15 protein-coding genes are annotated in these 19,069 nt (G+C 55.6%); 14 read left to right on the forward strand and 1 reads right to left on the reverse strand.

What is annotated here, in order from left to right; genetic code table 11:
• The first annotated feature begins 46 nt into the window (after window positions 1-46).
• The 5 genes from CPH65_RS17440 (at window position 47) to CPH65_RS17460 (ending at window position 8,077) form a co-directional block, all read left to right on the forward strand.
• Entirely contained in the window at window positions 47-1,573 is a 1,527-nt protein-coding gene (locus CPH65_RS17440) for a sugar ABC transporter ATP-binding protein (protein WP_096175038.1), read from the forward strand.
• 2 nt (window positions 1,574-1,575) lie between these two features.
• Window positions 1,576-2,553: an ABC transporter permease gene (locus tag CPH65_RS17445; RefSeq protein WP_096175039.1), complete on the forward strand. Its 978-nt coding sequence runs from the start codon at window positions 1,576-1,578 to the stop codon at window positions 2,551-2,553.
• Between the two features lie 104 nt (window positions 2,554-2,657).
• Entirely contained in the window at window positions 2,658-4,727 is a 2,070-nt protein-coding gene (locus CPH65_RS17450; RefSeq protein WP_096175040.1) for a hydantoinase/oxoprolinase family protein, read from the forward strand.
• A 3-nt stretch (window positions 4,728-4,730) separates the two neighbouring features.
• The gene (locus tag CPH65_RS17455) at window positions 4,731-6,398 is read left to right on the forward strand and encodes a hydantoinase B/oxoprolinase family protein (RefSeq protein ID WP_096175041.1); all 1,668 of its coding nucleotides are present in this window, start codon (window positions 4,731-4,733) and stop codon (window positions 6,396-6,398) included.
• Between the two features lie 164 nt (window positions 6,399-6,562).
• Window positions 6,563-8,077: an aldehyde dehydrogenase (NADP(+)) gene (locus CPH65_RS17460; protein WP_096176483.1), complete on the forward strand. Its 1,515-nt coding sequence runs from the start codon at window positions 6,563-6,565 to the stop codon at window positions 8,075-8,077.
• A 175-nt stretch (window positions 8,078-8,252) separates the two neighbouring features.
• Here CPH65_RS17460 and CPH65_RS17465 read toward each other — a convergent pair whose 3' ends face one another.
• The gene (locus tag CPH65_RS17465) at window positions 8,253-8,954 is read right to left on the reverse strand and encodes a GntR family transcriptional regulator (RefSeq protein WP_096175042.1); all 702 of its coding nucleotides are present in this window, start codon (window positions 8,952-8,954) and stop codon (window positions 8,253-8,255) included.
• A gap of 180 nt (window positions 8,955-9,134) precedes the next feature.
• On the opposite strand from CPH65_RS17465, the gene uxaC reads away from it, so the two are divergent.
• The 9 genes from uxaC to CPH65_RS17510 all read left to right on the forward strand — a co-directional run bounded on the left by uxaC (window position 9,135) and on the right by CPH65_RS17510 (window position 19,064).
• A complete protein-coding gene (uxaC, locus tag CPH65_RS17470) occupies window positions 9,135-10,541 on the forward strand; it encodes a glucuronate isomerase (RefSeq protein ID WP_096175043.1) in 1,407 nt (468 codons plus the stop codon).
• 28 nt (window positions 10,542-10,569) lie between these two features.
• A complete protein-coding gene (locus CPH65_RS17475; protein ID WP_096175044.1) occupies window positions 10,570-11,544 on the forward strand; it encodes a TRAP transporter substrate-binding protein in 975 nt (324 codons plus the stop codon).
• Between the two features lie 75 nt (window positions 11,545-11,619).
• Window positions 11,620-12,144 (forward strand): TRAP transporter small permease, encoded by a 525-nt coding sequence (locus CPH65_RS17480; protein ID WP_244574442.1) that lies wholly within the window; start codon window positions 11,620-11,622, stop codon window positions 12,142-12,144.
• A gap of 4 nt (window positions 12,145-12,148) precedes the next feature.
• Window positions 12,149-13,429, forward strand: a complete 1,281-nt coding sequence (locus CPH65_RS17485; protein ID WP_096175046.1) for a TRAP transporter large permease — start codon at window positions 12,149-12,151, stop codon at window positions 13,427-13,429.
• A gap of 10 nt (window positions 13,430-13,439) precedes the next feature.
• Window positions 13,440-13,757, forward strand: coding sequence for a cupin domain-containing protein (locus CPH65_RS17490; protein WP_096175047.1), 318 nt, complete (start codon window positions 13,440-13,442; stop codon window positions 13,755-13,757).
• Between the two features lie 119 nt (window positions 13,758-13,876).
• Complete coding sequence (kduI, locus tag CPH65_RS17495; protein WP_096175048.1) at window positions 13,877-14,701, forward strand: 5-dehydro-4-deoxy-D-glucuronate isomerase; 825 nt, start codon at window positions 13,877-13,879, stop codon at window positions 14,699-14,701.
• 134 nt (window positions 14,702-14,835) lie between these two features.
• Entirely contained in the window at window positions 14,836-16,017 is a 1,182-nt protein-coding gene (uxuA, locus tag CPH65_RS17500) for a mannonate dehydratase (RefSeq protein ID WP_096175049.1), read from the forward strand.
• Window positions 16,017-17,558 carry a UxaA family hydrolase gene (locus tag CPH65_RS17505; RefSeq protein WP_096175050.1) on the forward strand — a complete coding sequence of 514 codons (1,542 nt, stop codon included), beginning with the start codon at window positions 16,017-16,019 and terminating at the stop codon, window positions 17,556-17,558. The genes uxuA and CPH65_RS17505 overlap by 1 nt, the downstream gene beginning before the upstream one ends.
• 45 nt (window positions 17,559-17,603) lie before the next feature.
• A complete protein-coding gene (locus tag CPH65_RS17510; RefSeq protein ID WP_096175051.1) occupies window positions 17,604-19,064 on the forward strand; it encodes a tagaturonate reductase in 1,461 nt (486 codons plus the stop codon).
• The last annotated feature ends 5 nt before the right edge of the window (window positions 19,065-19,069 follow it).

Here is a 19,069-nt window from a genome sequence, read left to right on the forward strand (position 1 = left end):
TCCTGCTGTTGCCAATCCGGTACTCTGCTCGGAAGGAAGGATCATCATGTCCGCAAGTGACATTGCTGTGCGTGTCAAGGCCGTGGCCAAGAGTTTCGGCAGCACACGCATTCTCAACAATATCAATATCGACTTCAAAAAGGGTCAGGTGCATGCCCTCGTTGGAGAGAATGGCGCTGGCAAGTCGAGCGTTGGCAAGATCGTCGGTGGATATTATTCAGCCGATGAAGGCAGCGTCGAGATTTTTGGTGAAACCGTCACCCGGTTTTCTCCGCGCGACGCACTGGGCCGCGGTGTTGCCATGATCCACCAGGAACTGCAACTCGTGCCGGACCTCAATGTGGTTCAAAATGTGTTTCTCGGGCTCGAAACCAACCGTGCAGGCCTGCTTGTAAAAGGTGATCTGGAGCGGTTTTATCAACTCGAGAAGACCTGCGACTTCGGCCTTGATCCCTCGGCCAGAGTTGCTGACATGCGGATCGCAGAACGACAGAAGGTCGAGATCATGCGCGCCATTGCGCGCGAGGCCAAGGTGATCATCATGGACGAGCCGACATCCTCTCTAACCGAGGATGAAGCCGACCGACTGCATGTTCTGATTGCACGCCTGAAAGAGCAGGGCGTGACGGTGATCTATGTCAGCCATTTCCTCGATCACATTCTTGCAAACTGCGATCAGGTGACCATCATGCGCGATGGCGAAGTGATCCGTACCGATCCGATCAAAGGTGAGACCAAGCAGTCACTGGTTGACTCCATGCTGGGCGAAGCGTCCGAGATCATCTGGCCAAAACTGCCGCCGGTGCCCGAAATCCATCAGCCAAGCGTCGTCGAGTTGATCAACGTTTCGACGGATACCGGCCTTCAGAACATTTCTCTCAAGGTGCGCCCCGGTGAAATTGTCGGATTGGTAGGATTGGTTGGATCGGGCCGGACAGAACTCGGCCGGGCCATGTTCGGAGCCGACCCGATCGCGAGCGGAGACTATATCATTCGCGGCGCCCAACAGCATGATCTGACAATGGCCAAGGCCATCAAACAGGGCATCGCCTTTGTGCCGGAAGATCGGCGCAAACAGGGGCTGGTTCTTACGCAGACAACCCGCCCCAACATTTCGCTGGCATCCCTCGCGGCGATCAGCAAGTTTGGGTTCATTTCTCCAAGCCGTGAACGCGACCGTGCGCAGCGCATGATCGATCATTTCGGTATTGTTCCCTCCAAGGTCGACGGTGAAGTCGCTTTCTATTCGGGCGGCAACCAGCAGAAGGTTCTTCTGTCCAAATGGGCTGCCGAGACACCCAAGCTGCTTATTCTTGATGAACCGAGCCGGGGCGTCGACATCGGAGCGCGCCAGCGTATCCATGAATTTATCGTCGAGATGGCCGCCAACGGGGTTGGCGTTGTGCTGATTTCCTCCGAACTGGAAGAAGTCCTCAACTTGTCCCACCGCGCCTATCTCATGAGCGAAGGCCGCATCTTTGCGGAAAGTCCGTCCAGTGATCTGAGTGTCGAAGTGGCGCTCAAGCGGATTTTCCAGCAGCAGGGCCAACAAGCAGTTTCCAAGGCATCATAACCATGACCGACATTTCCTCATCCTCCAGCACCGGTTCGCGCTTTTCCAGACTGTCTCCCGGTCAGATTGCGCGAGAATATGGTGTGCTGATCATTATCGTTGCCTTGCTTGTCGGCTTGAGCTTCGCATCTGACAGCTTCTTTACCGCCCGCAACCTGCTCAACATTCTCAATCAGAGCACGCCGCTGGCGATCATCGCCTGCGCCCTGACGCTCGTCATCATCGGCGGCGGATTCGATCTCTCGACAGGTGCCATCTTCGGGGTCGCCTCTGTTGCCGCCGGCTGGACCGCCATCAATATCGATCCCTATCTGGCCATCCTTATCGGGCCGCTGATTGGCCTTTGTCTGGGCTTTATCAATGGCGCAATCATTACCGGCTTTGGGGTGCATTCTTTCCTCGTGACCCTTGCCACCAGTCTGGTCTATCGCGGGGTGGCGATCCTCATCACCGGTGGCACCTTGATCCCGGTTCGCATCGCCGAATTCTCCTGGCTTGGCCGCGAGCGCATTGGCCTCGTCAATGTCGCCGTGATCGTGCTGGTTCTTTTCATGCTGACCATGATGGTTCTGCTCAATGCCACGACCTTCGGTCGCCGTGTCTTTGCGGTTGGTGGCAATGAAGAGGCGGCAATCCTCTCGGGAATTCGCTCCAATCTGGTCAAGATCGCAACGTTCAGCCTGACCGGCATGGCTGCCGGGCTCGCCGGTGTGATCGCCGTCTCGCGTATTTCCATGGCCCAGCCTCAGGCCGGTGCCGGCATGGAGCTTGAAGCCATCGCCGCTGTCATTTTGGGTGGCACCTCGATCCTTGGTGGTTCGGGGGCTATCTGGCGATCCGTGGCCGGGGTGCTGCTGATGGCCCTCATTGGCAACGGTTTCAACATTCTCAACGTCAATCCCTTCTTCAAGGACCTGACCACGGGTGTGATCATCGTGATCGCTGTTGCCCTCGCTGCGTCAGGCGCGAGACGTCGTTAAGAGCCAATCCAAAGCAACAAAACAAATCGGACTTGACCCGTTCGCTAAAAAGACGCCCCGCGGGCAAAAGAGCGGACAGGGTCGAAAACCAAGAAGAGCAATCCATGCGTGACACCATAACCAGAGTTTCAACGGATGTTGGCGGGACATTCACCGACCTCGTCTATTTCGAAACAGACAAAGCCTCCGGTGTTCAAACCGTCAGAACCGCCAAATCTGATACGACACCGCCGGATTTCGAGCAGGGAGTGTTGAACGTTCTCGAAAAAGGCAATGTCGACATCACCGAGGTTGATTTTTTTGCTCACGGAACCACCGTTGTCATCAACGCTTTGACTGAGCGCAAAGGCGCGAAAGTCGGCCTGATCACGACCAAGGGCTTCCGGGATTCGATTGAAATCGGTAGAGGCAACCGTCCTGATTTCTTTAATCTGACGTACAAGAAGCCGACGCCGTTCGTGGAACGCTACCTGCGCCGTGAAATCGTCGAACGCATGGATTACAAGGGCAACATCGTCACTCCGCTCGAGCTGTCTTCGCTCGATGAAACCATCGCTCTGTTCAAGGCCGAAGGCATCGAGGCCATTGCGGTCTGTCTGCTTCATGCCTATGCCAATCCCGAGCATGAAAAAGCGATTGCCGAAGAGCTGAAAAAGCGCTGGCCGGAAGTGACCGTGGTCGCCTCCCATCAGATCACGCGTGAATGGCGCGAGTATGAACGCACCAACACTACAATCCTGTCCGCCTATGTGCAGCCAAAGGCCCAACGCTATCTTGAAAAGCTGGAAACCGGCCTCAATGACAAGGGCTACAAAGGGCAGCTTTTCATCATGCAATCCAACTGTGGCGTGGACTCGGTCGATGCCATCAAGGCCGTGCCGATCACCATGGTCGAAAGTGGTCCCGCTTCGGGGTTCTGGGGTGCTGCCGAGCTTGGCCGCATCATCGGAGAGCCCAATGTTTTGGCACTCGACATTGGTGGAACGACCGCCAAATGCTCGTTGATCGAGAATGGCGAAGTGACCATCAAGACCGACTACTGGATCGAGCGCAATGGCAAGTCGGCAGGATATCCGATCATGGTGCCTGTGGTCGATCTCGTTGAAATCGGCAACGGCGGCGGATCCATCGCATGGGTTGATGACTTCGACAAACTGCATGTGGGGCCGCAATCAGCTGGTGCCTCGCCCGGACCAGCAGCCTATGGTCGTGGCGGTGAGAATGCCACAACGACCGACGCGAACCTCGCACTTGGTCGCATCAACAAGGACTATTTCTGCGGCGGCTCCGTTGTTGCCAACATGGGCGCGGTCGATGACAGCCTGGGAAAATTGGCCGAAAAGCTCAATTCCAGCCCGGAAGACGTGGCCCGCGGGATCGTCCGGATTGCCAACTCCAACATGGTCAATGTGCTCAAGCTCGTCTCGGTCAACCGTGGCTATGATCCGCGAGACTTCACGCTGGTTGTCTTTGGTGGCGGTGGTCCTATGCACGGTGTTGCGCTCGGTCAGGAGCTGGGCGTCAAGAAGGTCGTCGTACCGCGCGGTGCGCCGGTGTTCTCCGCCTGGGGGATGATGATGTCCGACCTCCGCCGGGACTATTTTGTCACCCGCCTGATGGAAGCGACTGACCACGACGGCCTTGATGAGCTTCTCGTTCAGGTCATGGAGCTGGCGCGTGATGAATTCGGCCGTGAAGGGGTTGCGCGCGACAAGGTCATCATGAAACCGCAAGTGCGTTGTCGCTACCAGAACCAGGAGTTCGGCGTCGAGGTCCAGATCCCGTCCACCACAGTCACCGAAGATGTCATTACAAAGATGATCGAGGATTTCCACGAGGTCTACGAGCGCGAATATACCTATCGCCTCGATGCCGGCGTTGAGATTGTCGGCATCCATCTCATCGCGTCATCCGAGGTCGGCAAACTCGAAATCGTGCCGCTTCCAACCACAGGCAAACAGATCGAGGATGCCGTCAAGGGCACGCGTCCAGTCGACTACGCGACCGAGGGTGTTCATGAGGCGACGATTTACGACGCCACCATGTTCGAGCCGGGTATGACGTTCGATGGTCCGGCAATCATTGAGGATCCGGGAACCACTATTGTGGTTCATCCGGGCAACCACGTCACCATTGACGACTTCGGCAACACGCACATCGATTTTCGGGGCTGACCCATGACCACAGAGAAAACCTACGACCCCGTCACCTTCGACATCATCCAGAATGCTCTGGAAGCTGTGGCGGATGAAATGTTCTACGCTCAGGTGAAAACTTCCATGAGCGCCATCATCTATGAAGTGCTCGACCTTTCCACCTCGGTGCTCGACAAGAACGGTGAGATTGCGGCCTCTGGCGCTGGCATTCCCGCTTTCATCGGTGTACTCGACAAGGCCATCATGGGCATCCTCAAGAAATACCCGCTTGAGGATATCAAGCCCGGTGATGTCTTTGCCTCGAACGATCCCTATTATGGCGGCGTGACGCATCTCAATGACATGGTGCTGGCCGCCCCGGTTTTTCATGAAGGCCAGATGATCGCATGGGTTTCCAATATTGCCCACTGGAACGACGTTGGCGGCAACGTTCCGGGGTCCATGTCCTCAGAGGCCACAGAGATCTTTCAGGAAGGCATCCGCATTCCTGCGGTCAAGCTTTTTGAAGAAGGCCGGGAAAACAAGGCCGTGTTCGATATCCTCTACACCAACACCCGCTTGCCTGATTATTTGAAAGGCGATCTGTGGGCCGGTATTGCAGGATTGCGGATCGGCGAGCGGCGCATCCTCGAATTGGCGACCAAATACGGCGCCGATACCTATGAGGCCGCCGTCGCGGACTATATGGTTCTTGGCGAGCGCCGGGCGAGGGTGGCTCTGAAGACCATACCCAAGGGCACCTACACCTTTGAGGAAGAACAGGACACCGGTGACATTCACAAGGTCGCGCTGACCATCACCGATGATGAATTCATTGTGGATCTCACCGACAACCCGATACAAGCTGGATCGTCAAACTCCTCCCGTGAGGGAACCGAGATCGCTGTGCAGCTGGCTTTCAAGGCCTTCACCGATCCGGATGCGCCAGGCAACGGCGGCTTTTTCAAGCCACTAAATGTCATCACCAAGCCCGGAACCATCTTTCATGTCGAGATGCCCGGCGCCCTTGGTTATTATTCCGAGGTCGAAATCCGACTGTTTGACATGCTGCTCCGGGCCTTGGCTAACCATTTCCCCGGAGTGATCCCGGCAGGCAACTTTGCTTCGATCTGCGGCACAAACGTGGGTGGGCCGCATCCCGATACCGGGCGTCACTACACCATCGTCGAGCCGCAAGTCGGCGGTTGGGGCGCATGGCAGGGAAGCGATGGTCCTTCCGGGCAATTCTCCGGCTTCCATGGCGAAACGTTCAATTGTCCGGCAGAAATAGCAGAAGCGCGGTATGGCCTCGGCGTTGACCAGATCGCCCTAAACGCCGAGCCGGGCGGCGAGGGCGAATGGCGCGGCGGCAAGGGCATCGATGTTCACTATCGTGTCCGTGCCAACAACAATTTCTTCTCGGTTGGCTATACCCGCTCCCGCATTCCGCCCTGGGGTGTTGCCGGAGGGCTCGATGGATCAACCAACTATGTCGAGCTTCGCCGCACTGATGGCACCAAAGAGCGCTTTTCCTTTGCAACCAACGTGGTTGTCAACGAAGGGGACATCATTCGTCTCGTCACTGGCAACGGAGGCGGATATGGTGATCCACAGGATCGAAGCCGCGCAGCCATCGCAAAAGACATCAAGAATGACTATCTGACAGAGGAACGCGCTCGCGAGATTTACGACTATTCGTCTGGAGCCTGATCACCCTGAGCGGGACCAGACGCGACAAAAGATCATCGGACTGCAACAACAACGGGCCTTGTTCCTGTAAAGCAGTCAAACAAAAATCAAGCCGCCCGGCAACGGGCGGTTTTGGCATGACGAACACATCAATTCTAGAAAAAGCCACCCCCAAGGAGGCAACAATGGCATACAAACCTCATGGCAAACATCTGATTGCAGGCGAATGGATCGAAGGAGACAAGACCTTTTCGTCCAGCCCGGCAACCGGTGGAGCATATGACTTTTTCCACGGATCGCCGGAGTTGGTTGATACTGCGGTCAAGGCGGCTGAAGACGCATTCTGGACCTATGGCTATTCAAGCCGCGAAGATCGCGGGGTATTTCTTGAAACCATTGCAGAGGAAATCGAAAGTCGCGGTGCTGACATCACGGAAATGGCGATGGCAGAGACCGCGCTTCCCCAGGCGCGCCTTGAAGGAGAGCGCGGCCGCACCACTGGCCAGCTGAAACTCTTTGCCTCGCACATTCGCAAAGGGGACTATCTGGACCGTCGCCATGATGAAGCCCTTCCCGAACGAGCGCCGTTACCGCGTCCCGAGCTCTTCATGATGCAGCGGCCCATCGGTCCCGTGGCAGTCTTCGGAGCGTCCAACTTCCCGTTGGCATTTTCGGTCGCTGGTGGTGACACCGCGTCTGCTTTGGCTGCAGGGTGCCCCGTCGTCGTCAAGGGGCATGATGCCCATCCGGGCACGGCCGAACTCGTCGCCGATGCCTTCAAGGCCGCCATCGAACGCTGCAACATGCCCAAGGGTGTGTTCTCCATGGTGCATGGTGGATCGCGGGTCGTAGGCACATCACTGGTTCAGCATCCGCTCATCAAGGCCGCAGGCTTCACCGGCTCGCTTGCTGGTGGCCGTGCGCTTTACGATCTCTGCGCCAGCCGTCCCGAACCCATTCCGTTCTTTGGCGAACTTGGTTCGGTCAATCCCATGTTCATTCTGCCTCAGGCCGTTGCTGCTCGCGGTGAAGCCATGGGCAAGGGCTGGGCAGGATCTCTTGCCATGGGAGCCGGGCAATTCTGTACCAATCCGGGCATTGCGGTGGTTCTGGAAGGCCCGGCCTATGACGCGTTCGTTGATGCCGCCTTGGCAGCGCTGTCCGAGACCGGAAGCCAGGTCATGCTGACCGACGGCATCGCCGATGCCTACCGCTCTGGTGCTGAAAAGGTTCAGGGACAGCCCGGTGTGCAGCAGCTCCTGACCTCCATGTGCGACCGGCGCGAAGCCAAACCGTTCCTGTTCAAGGTCTCTGCTGAAGATTGGCTCGGCAACGAAACGCTGAGTGAAGAAGTGTTCGGACCGCTCGGTCTTGTCGTGGTCGCCAAGGATATCGAACAGATGGTCGAGCTTGCCAAGTCGTTTGAAGGTCAGCTGACCGCGACCCTTCACATGGATGAAGGCGACATGGATGATGCGGGCAAACTTCTTCCGGTACTGGAGCGCAAGGCCGGACGTGTGATGGCCAACGGGTTCCCCACGGGCGTTGAGGTTTGCGACACCATGGTCCACGGCGGCCCATACCCCGCCTCAACGAACTTCGGTGCTACGTCTGTTGGCACGCTTGCCATCCGTCGTTTCTTGCGTCCCGTCTGCTACCAGAACATCCCGGCGGCCATCCTGCCCTCTGATCTGGTCTAGTCCGGACCGGCAAAGATATACGATAATAAAAAACAAACTCCCCGCTGCGGTGACGTGATCGCGGTGGGGAGTTTTTTGTTTTTCGGGGGGGAATCTTCAGGGCGGGGGACGCACAGAGATTCGCTACAAGCCATCGCTTCTCAAAGATGGGATGGCCTTGCGAAGAGGAGCGAGGTCAGGCAGTTTCTTCTTCGAAATATTCGGGATACTCCTCGCGCACGGTTTTGAGCAAAGAGAATATTTCTGAGAGGTGGAGGTCCATCTCCCGTGCCGCCCATTCCTTGTCCCTTGCCTTGATCGCAGCGAGAATTTTCTTGTGGCACTGGAATGCATTGTCCAGATTGAGCGGGAGGGACTGATAGCGGACCCTGTCCATGTGCGCCTTGTTTTCTTTTATCAAATCCCACACGAAACCAACGCCGGCACGCTCGTAGATTTCCCGGTGGAAATCTTCATCCAGCCGGTGGAAAAGATCCGAAGCCTTGGTTTCGACTGCCTTTCCCTGCTGCTCGATCTGCCCGGTCAAGGCATGTATATCCTCTTCCGACAGTTCATCGCAGGCCATTTTTACAGCTTTTGATTCGAGTGCGCAGCGAATGAAACGGGCTTTTAAAACAGCCTCTTCGGATATGAAGGATATGCGCGAGGCAACCTGCGGACGAACATCGAGAAATCCCATTTTTGAAAGGCGGAAAAAAGCGTTCCTCACTGGCTGTCTGGAGACGCCAAAAACCTTTGCAACATCTGCCTCTGAGACCTTTGTACCCGGTTTGAGGTCAAGTGACAGAATCTGATGTTGCAGTTCATCAAAAATACGATCGGCAATAGCCGTTCGTTGGATGGTTAAAGGAGCAGCCTGTAGAGAGTCTATGGCCATTGAACACTCCGCTCTTTGGTATCTTCGGTATTGTCGTCTTTACAAAGATATGGTCGTCTTTACAAACTTTACCGATTGGGTTAGTAGGATCCTAGCTTAAAAAAAACTAGGATCCTAGATACTAGTGGCCTGAAAATGAAAATACTGCTAGGCTGCGGGTGTCATAAGTAAGGAAAGATCATGCGCAAGCTCGATCCTGATCGTCTGTTTCCAATCGAAGAGTCTGCAAGGACTCTGGCGCGAGATATTTACAACAGCGTCAAAGAACTTCCCATTCTCAGTCCTCACGGGCACACGGATCCGCGCTGGTTTGCGGAGAACGAGAATTTCCCAAATCCCGCTCAGCTCTTTATCACCCCCGATCACTATGTATTCCGCATGCTCTGCTCTCAGGGCGTCAAGCTTGAAGATTTGGGCGTGCCGCGCATCGATGGCGGTTTGACCGAAACGGATGGCCGCAAGATCTGGCGTCTGTTCGCCAAGCATTCTCACCTGTTCCGGGCGACACCGTCCCGGATGTGGCTATCCCATGCATTTGAACAGGTGTTTGGCTGGTCCGAGTGGGTTTATGAAGACAATGCGGATCGAGCCTACGATCATATTGCAGAATGTCTTCAAAAGCCCGAATTCAAACCCCGTGCACTGTTTGAACGCTTCAACATCGAAGCGTTGGCAACGACAGAATCGCCGCTTGATGATCTGAAATGGCACCGCACAATCAAGGAAAGCGGATGGAAAGGCAAAGTCATCACTGCCTATCGTCCCGATCCTGTTGTCGATCCCCATTACAAAGACTTTACCCGGAATGTTGAAAAATTCGGCGAGATGGCCGGTGTTGAAGCGACGAGTTGGGATGGCTATCTAGCCGCTCACCGAAATCGTCGGGCATACTTCAAAAGTATGGGAGCGACGTCGACAGATCATGGCCATCCAACAGCCCGGACCGAAGACTTGCCTCAGGCCGAGGCTGCCGCTCTTTTCGCAAAAGCCTTGCAAGGACAATGCTCTGCTGAAGAGGCTGACATCTTCCGTGGACACATGCTCACCGAGATGGCCCGCATGAGCCTTGAGGACGGTCTCGTGCTCCAGATCCATCCCGGGAGCAGCCGCAACCATTCCACGCCCGTATTTGATACATTTGGTCTCGATAAGGGGTTCGATATTCCCACTCAGACCGACTATGTGCGCGCACTCAAGCCTCTGCTTGATGCTGTCGGGATGGAACGTGACCTGACGGTTGTGCTCTTTACCCTTGATGAAACAAGCTATTCTCGCGAACTGGCCCCGCTTGCTGGTGTTTATCCAGCGCTCCGCCTTGGTCCTGCATGGTGGTTCCATGACAGTCCAGAAGGTATGCGCCGGTTCCGCGAAATGAATACCGAAACTGCGGGCTTCTACAACACTGTCGGCTTTAACGATGACACCCGCGCTTTCTGCTCCATTCCGGCTCGTCACGATGTGGCGCGCCGGGTGGACAGTGCCTTCCTCGCCACGCTGGTTGCTTCGGGGCGACTGGTTGAGGACGAGGCTTTTGAGGTCGCTACTGATCTCACCTATCGGCTTGCCAAGCAGGCCTACCGGCTCTGAAGAGCCACATTCTTGGAGGAACAGAAGAATGCTTAAGAAACTATCAGCTGCACTGGTTGCAAGCGTCGCGATGATGACGGCTGCAAGCGCATGCGAGATTACGCTGAAATCTTCCGATACCCATCCTGATGGATATCCGACGGTTGAAGCAGTGAAATACATGGGGGAATTGCTCAAGGAACGCACCGACGGTCGTATCTGTGTTGAAGTCTTTCATTCCGCTCAGCTGGGCGAAGAAAAAGACTCCATTGAACAGACCAAATTCGGTGTGATCGATCTCAACCGCGTTTCTTTCGGTCCTTTCAACAACATCGTTGAGGAATCCAAAGTTGTATCCCTGCCATACATCTTCAAAGATGTCGACCATATGCACCGCGTTGTTGATGGCCCGATTGGCGATCAGATCCTGGCTGCATTCGAGCCGCATGGTTATGTTGGCCTGACCTTCTATGATGGCGGCGCACGAAGCTTCTACAACAGCGTCAAGCCCATCAAGTCCATCGATGACCTGAAAGGCATGAAAATCCGCGTCATGCAGTCCGACATCTTCGTCGACATGATGACCGCTCTTGGTGCAAACGCCACGCCGATGCCTTACGGTGAAGTCTACTCTTCCATCCAAACCGGCGTTATCGACGGAGCTGAAAACAACTGGCCTTCCTTTGAATCGTCCGGGCACTATGACGTTGCGGGTTATTACACCCTCGACCAGCATCTGATCGTTCCGGAAATTCTGGTTATGTCGAAAATATCCTGGGAGAAACTCAGCGACGAAGACAAAGCCGCCGTTCGTAAAGCTGCCAAAGACTCCACGCCGAAAATGCGTGAACTCTGGGCCGCTCGCGAAAAAGCCTCCGAAGAAAAAGTCCGTGAAGCTGGTGTTGAAATCATCACCGAAATTGACAAGCAGCCATTCATGGATGCCATGGATCCGGTGTACGAAAAACACGTTACCTCCGACAACCTGAAAGATCTGGTCAAACGCATCCGCGCGACTGACTGATAGAAAACTGGTTTCATGGCGCTTTGCCTCAACCGGGCAGGGCGCCATGGACCTTTTCCTTGTTTGGAGGATCCCGTGCAGGCCCAATTGAAATCCATAGCAAGAGTAACGAGCCTCATCTCAACTCTTGCACTTTGGCTGGCTGGTGCCGGTCTGATCTTGATGACGATTTTCGTCTTTTCGCAGGTGTTCGTTCGTTACGTGCTGAACGATTCCATTGTCTGGAGTGAACCCGCAGCCGTTATCCTTATGGGTTGGTTCATTTTTCTCGGTGCCGCTGTCGGTATCCGCGAGGGCAACCACCTCAGTTTCGACGTCCTTGTCATGTTCATCCCGGAAAAGCTCAAGCTGGTCTTTTACAGCTTGTCCGACGTCGTTGTCGCCGCCTTCGGACTTGGCATGACCTGGTACGGATCCCAGCTCATGCTTGCTGGCTGGCATATCAAAATCCCATCGCTTGGCTTCAGTGACGCGGTCAATTTCATGCCTCTGGTAGGTGGTGGTGTCTTGATGATGCTTTTCTCCATTGAACGACTGGCGCGTCGTGCGGCTGGACTGCCCACCGCTCGTTTTGCCGAAACCAGCATCGACGAGGAATAATGCGATGGAAATCTGGGTACTTTTTGGCACATTCATTGTGCTGCTCTTGATCGGCACCCCCGTTGCGTTTTGCCTCGGCGTTGCCTCCTTTGCCACCATTCTCTATCTCGGTATCCCTCCCGTCGTTGTCTTCCAGCGCCTCAACTCTGGTGTTTCGGTGTTCGCGCTGATGGCGATTCCCTTCTTCATCTTTGCCGGTGAATTGATGGTGCGAGGTGATATTGCCCGAAGGCTTGTTGGGCTGGCCGGTGGTATGGTCGGACACATACGGGGCGGCCTTGGTCAGGTAAACATTATGGCCTCCGTCATGTTCGGCGGCATCTCCGGATCAGCAGCCGCTGACGCCACTGCCATTGGCGGCATCATGATCCCGCAGATGAAAGAACGCGGCTATGATGTCTCCTATGGTGTCAATGTCACGGTTCTCGCAGCTCTGATTGCTCTGATGCTGCCTCCCTCTCACAACCTGATCATCTATTCCATTTCCGCAGGCGGCAGACTCTCGATCGCCGATCTGTTTACCGCGGGGATTATTCCCGGTCTTCTTCTGGCTCTGGCCCTGATGATTGTGGCCTACTTCGTTGCCAAGAAACGCAACTACCCGACAGAAGCGTTCGCTGGCTGGAAAGCCCTTGGCGGCATGTTCATAAACGCGGTTCCGGGCATCATGCTGATCGGCATCATCTTCGGTGGTGTTCGCTCCGGTGTCTTCACCGCTTCTGAAAGCTCCTGCATCGCAGCGGTTTATGCCGTGCTGGTCACTGTGCTTGGATACAGAACGCTGAACTGGAAAGAGTTTGTCGGTGCGACCAATGCGGCAGTGCGCACCACTGCGATGGTGCTTCTGGTGATCGGCTGTGCTGCATCCTTTGGCTGGCTGCTTGCCTACTTGCGGATTCCTGCAACACTGGTTGAAATCCTCAAGCACATCTCTGACAACCCGATTGTCATTCTGCTGCTGATCAACCTGATGCTCCTGATGCTTGGTACGTTCATGGACATGTCGCCGCTGATCGTCATCACCACGCCAATCTTCTTGCCTGTTGCCATGGCCTTTGGTGTTGATCCGATCCACTTCGGCGTGATCCTGATCCTCAACCTCGGTATCGGCCTTTGTACACCTCCGGTGGGAACGGTTCTCTTTGTCGGCTGTGCGGTCGGCAAGATACCGGTTTGGGACGTCATTCGGACCATCTGGCCATTCTATGGCGCAGCCTTTGCTGTTCTGATGCTGGTGACCTATGTCCCGTTCCTGTCCCTCTGGCTGCCGAGCCTGTTCCATTAGGAGAGACGAAATGTATGTAAAATCCTTTCCACTCGTCGATGACGGCAAGCCGGTGTCGCGTCAGGTCATCGCTGACAGTCCCGAGTTGATGGTGGTGGCTTTCAATTTCAATGAGGAGGGCGCCGAAGGTGCCCTTCACAACCATCCCCACGTGCAGTCAACCTTTGTCAAATCTGGCCGGTTTCGTTTCACGATTGGGGAGCATCAGTTCGAAGTTGGGCCCGGTGACAGCTTTGTCATCCCCTCCGATGCCAGGCACGGCTGTGTGTGCATAGAACCCGGCACACTCATTGACAGCTTCACGCCGCGCCGGGACGACTTCCTCTAATACATCAAGGATCTCAGGTACATAGGGACTTTCCCTTGTGCCCTTGAGCCTCTAAAGCCGAGGCCAACTGCGTTGCTTTGCCATCGCGGTGTCGGCTCAATTCAAAAGGATGATGTTTCATGCTAACTGTAAAGACTTATCAGGCGGTCAATCCTGAATATGCCAAAACACTGGACACTCAGGGTCTTCGCGACAATTTCCTGTTCGAAAACATGTTCGCCGAGGGAGAAATTCGCCTCAATTACACCCATTACGATCGCATGATCGTTGGTGCCGCTGTTCCCAATGGAGGCAGCCTGACGCTCGACAAGGTCGCTGAATGCGGCACCGACAGCATTCTTGATCGCCGTGAAATGGGTGTCGTGAATATTGGCGAACAGGGCACGGTTTCAGCTGCTGGCGTGGATTATGTGCTGGATCGTGGCGATGTTCTGTATCTGCCAAAAGGCTCAGGCGCGGTCACCTATTCCGGCAACGGGCGTTTCTACATCACCTCTGCACCGGCTCACAAGGAGCTCGTCGCCAAACTGGTGAAAATCGAGGATGCCGCCAAGCTTAAGCTTGGAGCACCGGAAACCGCCAACGAGCGCACGATCAACCAGTTCATTCATCCGCTGGTGATGGAATCCTGCCAGTTGATCCTTGGCTACACCCAGTTCCACGGCGGATCGGTCTGGAACACCATGCCAGCGCACCATCATGACCGCCGCATGGAAGCCTATTGCTACTTCGACATGGATCCTGACTCCCGTGTCTTCCACATCATGGGCAAGCCGGATGAAACCCGTCACATGGTGATCAAGAATGAAGAAGCCATCATCTCTCCGCCGTGGTCGATCCACTGCGGCTCCGGGACTGGCAGCTATACCTTCATCTGGGCCATGGCCGGCGACAATGTCGACTATACCGACATGGACTTCGTTGCCATGGAAGACCTGCGTTAAGCCGCGAAAGTCGGGGCTAAGGCTTCAAGAGTGCAAATCCGCGAAAGACCCCGCAAAGGGGCCTTTCGGGCTTTTTACCCCTTCATCGGACGATGAAGGGCATAGATCATATGACAGACGAGTAGGGGATCAAGATGAAAGAAGGTTGGCGCTGGTACGGATCCTTTGATCGGATCTCACTTCCTGAAATCGCACAGAGCGGTGCGACGGACATCGTTTCCTCCTTGCATGAAATTCCGTATGGCGAAGTCTGGCCGCGCGATGTCGTCGCCAAAATGCGCGCGACAATCGAGGCCGAAGGCTTCAACTGGCCCATTGTTGAAAGCCTGCCGATCCATGAACAGATCAAGCGCGGGGAAGGGGACCTTGGCCAGTTCTTCGAGAACTATCGTCAGTCCATGGCCAATCTGGCCGCTGAAGGCGTCAAGGTCATCTGCTACAATTTCATGCCGCTGCTCGATTGGACCCGCACGGACCTGACGGCTCCCGTCGCACGGGGCGGCTCCTGCCTTCGCTTCGATGCTGGCAAGATGGCCGCGCTTGAGATCTACATGCTCAAACGGCCCGGCGCCGAAGATGATTATGGCCCTGAAGCACTTGAGGCCGCCCGCATCTGGTTTGACGGATCGAGCGAGGCTGACAGAGATCTTCTGATGCAATCCGTAATGGCCGGACTTCCCGGAGCCTACGATCGCTACGATATCGAAGGCTTGCGCAAGGGTCTTGAGCTCTACGAGGATATCGACAAGGACGCTCTGCGTGCCAACTACAAGCGCTTTCTGGATGAAGTCATTCCTGCCGCTGAAGAACTTGGCATTTCACTGGCTGTCCATCCCGATGATCCTCCGCGCGACATTCTCGGCCTGCCGCGCATTGTCTCCACCGGCGATGATATTGCCTGGGTTCTGGGCGCGCATGAAAGCCGCAACAATGGCCTGACCCTCTGCTCTGGCTCGCTCGGGGCCAATCCGGCCAATGACATCCCGGCAATTGCTGAACGATTTGCCGACAAGATCCATTTTGCTCATTTGCGCAATGTCCGAAAATTCCCCGACGGCTCTTTCGAAGAAGCTGCGCATCTGGAAGGCGATACCGACATGGCCAAATTGGTAGCGGTTCTGTTGACCGAGGAACAGCGCCGCAAAGACGAAGGGCGAGATGATTGCGACATTGTCTTGAGGCCCGACCATGGCCACGAGCTGCTCAGCGATGCCGACCGGAAGACCCATCCGGGCTATCCGATGATAGGCCGTCTGCGTGGTCTCGCCGAATTGCGCGGCGTCATAGCCGGCATCAAACACGAAAGACAGAACTGATGACGAGCAGCACCAGCAAGCACATTGTTCTCAATCCGATTGATACCATCGCCATTCTGCCTTCAGGGGCAAAGAAGGGCGATGATCCGCTTGAAATCGGAGCATCCCTTGCGAACAATGTCATGGCCGGTCACAAGATCGCACTCAAGGATCATGCCGAGGGTGATGCCATCGTCAAGTTCGGCGAAATCATCGGTCGTGCGACATCGGCGATTGTTGCTGGCGATCACGTGCATTCTCACAATTGTGCCTTCACCGATCATGGGCAGGACTATCAGATCGGCAAGGATCTGGAAACGGCCAAAGCTGCTATTCCAAGCATGAAACCGCGTTCTTTCATGGGCTATCGCCGCAAGAATGGTGAGGTTGGAACGCGCAACATGATCGCACTTTGTGCAACGGTGAATTGCTCGGCAACCGTCATTCAGCACGCCTCGCAGGAACTGCTCGCATCGGGTGTCCTTGATCAATATGAGAATGTCGATGGGATTGTCGGTCTGACGCACGGAACCGGCTGTGGCATGAGTGCGCAAAAGGGCTATGAGCTGCTGGAGCGGGTGCTGTGGGGTTACGCCACCCATCCCAACTCCGGTGCGACGATCTTTGTCGGCCTTGGCTGCGAGATGATGCAGATCGCCCGCATGAAGTCGCTGTTCGACGCCAAAAACCAGAGCACCATGGAAACCTTCCACAGCCTCGCTATTCAGGAAGTCGGCGGCACGCGACAGACGATTGATGCCATCAAGGCTAAAGTGCTCGAACTGCTTCCCGAAGTGAACAAGGCAAAACGGGAGGAATGTTCAGTTTCCGAACTCAAGATTGCGCTGCAGTGCGGCGGCTCGGATGGCTTCTCGGGCATCACGGCCAACCCGGCACTGGGCAAGACCACCGACATGCTGGCAGGACTTGGCGCGACGGCGATCCTGTCGGAAACGCCAGAAATCTATGGAGCCGAGCAGCTCTTGCTCCGCCGTGCGGCCAATAAAGACATCGCCGACAAGCTGATTAGTCAGGTCAAGTGGTGGGAGAATTACGTCGCCATCAATGAAGGCAGCCTCGACAACAATCCCAGTCCGGGCAACAAGGCCGGTGGCTTGACCACAATTCTCGAGAAATCCCTTGGCGCGACGGCAAAGTCTGGCTCGACACCGCTAACGGCTGTCTATGAGTACGCCGAAAAGGTCACCGAACCGGGCTTCGTCTATATGGATACGCCCGGCTATGACCCGGTTTGCGCCACAGGCCAGATTGCAGGGGGGGCTCATATGGTGGTGTTCACCACCGGGCGCGGATCAGCATTCGGGTCCAAACCGGCCCCGACCATCAAGGTCGCCACCAACGACATGCTGTTCAAGCAGATGCCCGACGATATGGACATCAACTGCGGGGACATCCTGAGCGCTGGCGTGTCTCTTGAGGCCAAGGGTGCAGAAATCCTCGATCTCATCATCAAGGTGGCGTCAGGCGAGAAAACCAAATCAGAACTGCTGGGTCTTGGCGACAACGAGTTTGTTCCCTGGCAGGTCGGCGCAGTGATGTGACCCCGCCAGACATCTCTATCAGCCAGAAAATCAGGTGAAATCAGAATGGAACATATCAACGAAAAAGAACTCCAAGGGCGCCAACGTCCCACCGAACGGATCATCCAGTTCGGCGAAGGCAACTTCCTCCGGGCGTTCATGGATTGGAAAATCGACCGGATGAACGAGCACGCTGGAGAGGATTTCGGCGTCGTTGTGGTGCGTCCCATCGACGGGGGCATCCCTGTTTCCCTCAATGACAGCGATGGCGTTTATACGGTTCTTTCCCGCGGCGTGGATGGCGATGGCAAGGCTGTTTCCGAAGCCCGCCAAGTCGGCTGTATCCGCCGCGAGATCTCTGCGGTTCATGATTGGGACACGCTTCTAGGACTTGCGCGTAATATCGACTTTTCTGTCGTCATATCCAACACCACCGAAGCCGGGATCACCTACGATGCCAGCTGCAAGGCCGATGACACGCCACCGGCATCTTTCCCGGCCAAAGTCACCCGGCTGTTGTTGGAACGCTTTGAGACGTGCGGAAAAGCCAAAGCGCCCGGATTTCATTTTCTCCCTTGCGAACTCATTGATCACAATGCAGACGAGTTGGAAAAATGCGTCCTCAAACATTGCGAAGACTGGAACCTTGGGGATGTGTTCATTGCTTGGGTAAAAGGCAAGAACGCCTTCTACAATACTCTCGTTGACCGGATCGTGCCGGGCTATCCGCGTGACGAGGTCGAAAGCATCGAAGCGGAGCTTGGTTATCATGACCCGCTGATGGTCGCGACCGAACTGTTCCACTTCCTCGTCATCGAACAGCGCGCAAATCAGCCAGATCTCTGCCTGCCCTTGGCCGATAACGATGATGGCACCATCATCGTCGAGAATGCCGATGGCTACAAGGAACGCAAGGTTGCCATTCTCAATGGGGCGCACACGGGCCTTTGCCCGCTCGCTCTGCTTGCCGGAGTCGAATCCGTTCGTGAAACCATGCAGAACGAGGCTGCCAACAGGTTTCTCCTGGGGATGCTCGAGCAGGAAATCATGCCGCACCTGTCGCTGCCAGAAGATGAGTTAAAGCAGTTCTGTGCCGATGTCCTGCGCCGCTTCGCCAATCCCTACATCCTGCACCGTTGGCACGACATCTCACTTAACGGCGTCGCCAAATTCCACACCCGCAACCTGCCGCGCTTCGAAAAGCATTGGCAGGCGAGCGGTAAACCACCAAGCCATATGAGCCTGTCTCTTGCCGCTTGGCTGGCCTTCTACACGGGCGACTATGCCCATGCCGAAACCTATCCGCCGCGCGATGCGGACGATGTCATCGTGCGATTCAGCGCACTCAGGGAAAAAGGCGAAACAGAAGGGCTGGCCGCCATGGTGGAAGCCTATCTCGCGGATGAAGCCTTCTGGGGCAAAAGCCTTGCATCGGAGGAACTCGTTGCGACCGTCATGGCCGCATATGATTTCCTCAAAGCCGAACCTTTCACACTGGATCGTCTCGACCAGTGGATGAACCTTTGATCACC

It is taken from the genome of Cohaesibacter sp. ES.047 (assembly GCF_900215505.1).
GTDB lineage: Bacteria > Pseudomonadota > Alphaproteobacteria > Rhizobiales > Cohaesibacteraceae > Cohaesibacter.

Coding starts and splice junctions, on each gene's coding strand:
- kduI (WP_096175048.1), top strand. CDS start 13,877: ATGCTAACTGTAAAGACTTATCAGGCGGTCAATCCTGAATATGCCAAA.
- CPH65_RS17440 (WP_096175038.1), top strand. CDS start 47: ATGTCCGCAAGTGACATTGCTGTGCGTGTCAAGGCCGTGGCCAAGAGT.
- CPH65_RS17460 (WP_096176483.1), top strand. CDS start 6,563: ATGGCATACAAACCTCATGGCAAACATCTGATTGCAGGCGAATGGATC.
- uxuA (WP_096175049.1), top strand. CDS start 14,836: ATGAAAGAAGGTTGGCGCTGGTACGGATCCTTTGATCGGATCTCACTT.
- CPH65_RS17485 (WP_096175046.1), top strand. CDS start 12,149: ATGGAAATCTGGGTACTTTTTGGCACATTCATTGTGCTGCTCTTGATC.
- CPH65_RS17475 (WP_096175044.1), top strand. CDS start 10,570: ATGCTTAAGAAACTATCAGCTGCACTGGTTGCAAGCGTCGCGATGATG.
- CPH65_RS17510 (WP_096175051.1), top strand. CDS start 17,604: ATGGAACATATCAACGAAAAAGAACTCCAAGGGCGCCAACGTCCCACC.
- CPH65_RS17490 (WP_096175047.1), top strand. CDS start 13,440: ATGTATGTAAAATCCTTTCCACTCGTCGATGACGGCAAGCCGGTGTCG.
- CPH65_RS17465 (WP_096175042.1), bottom strand. CDS start 8,954: ATGGCCATAGACTCTCTACAGGCTGCTCCTTTAACCATCCAACGAACG.
- CPH65_RS17455 (WP_096175041.1), top strand. CDS start 4,731: ATGACCACAGAGAAAACCTACGACCCCGTCACCTTCGACATCATCCAG.
- CPH65_RS17445 (WP_096175039.1), top strand. CDS start 1,576: ATGACCGACATTTCCTCATCCTCCAGCACCGGTTCGCGCTTTTCCAGA.
- CPH65_RS17450 (WP_096175040.1), top strand. CDS start 2,658: ATGCGTGACACCATAACCAGAGTTTCAACGGATGTTGGCGGGACATTC.
- uxaC (WP_096175043.1), top strand. CDS start 9,135: ATGCGCAAGCTCGATCCTGATCGTCTGTTTCCAATCGAAGAGTCTGCA.
- CPH65_RS17505 (WP_096175050.1), top strand. CDS start 16,017: ATGACGAGCAGCACCAGCAAGCACATTGTTCTCAATCCGATTGATACC.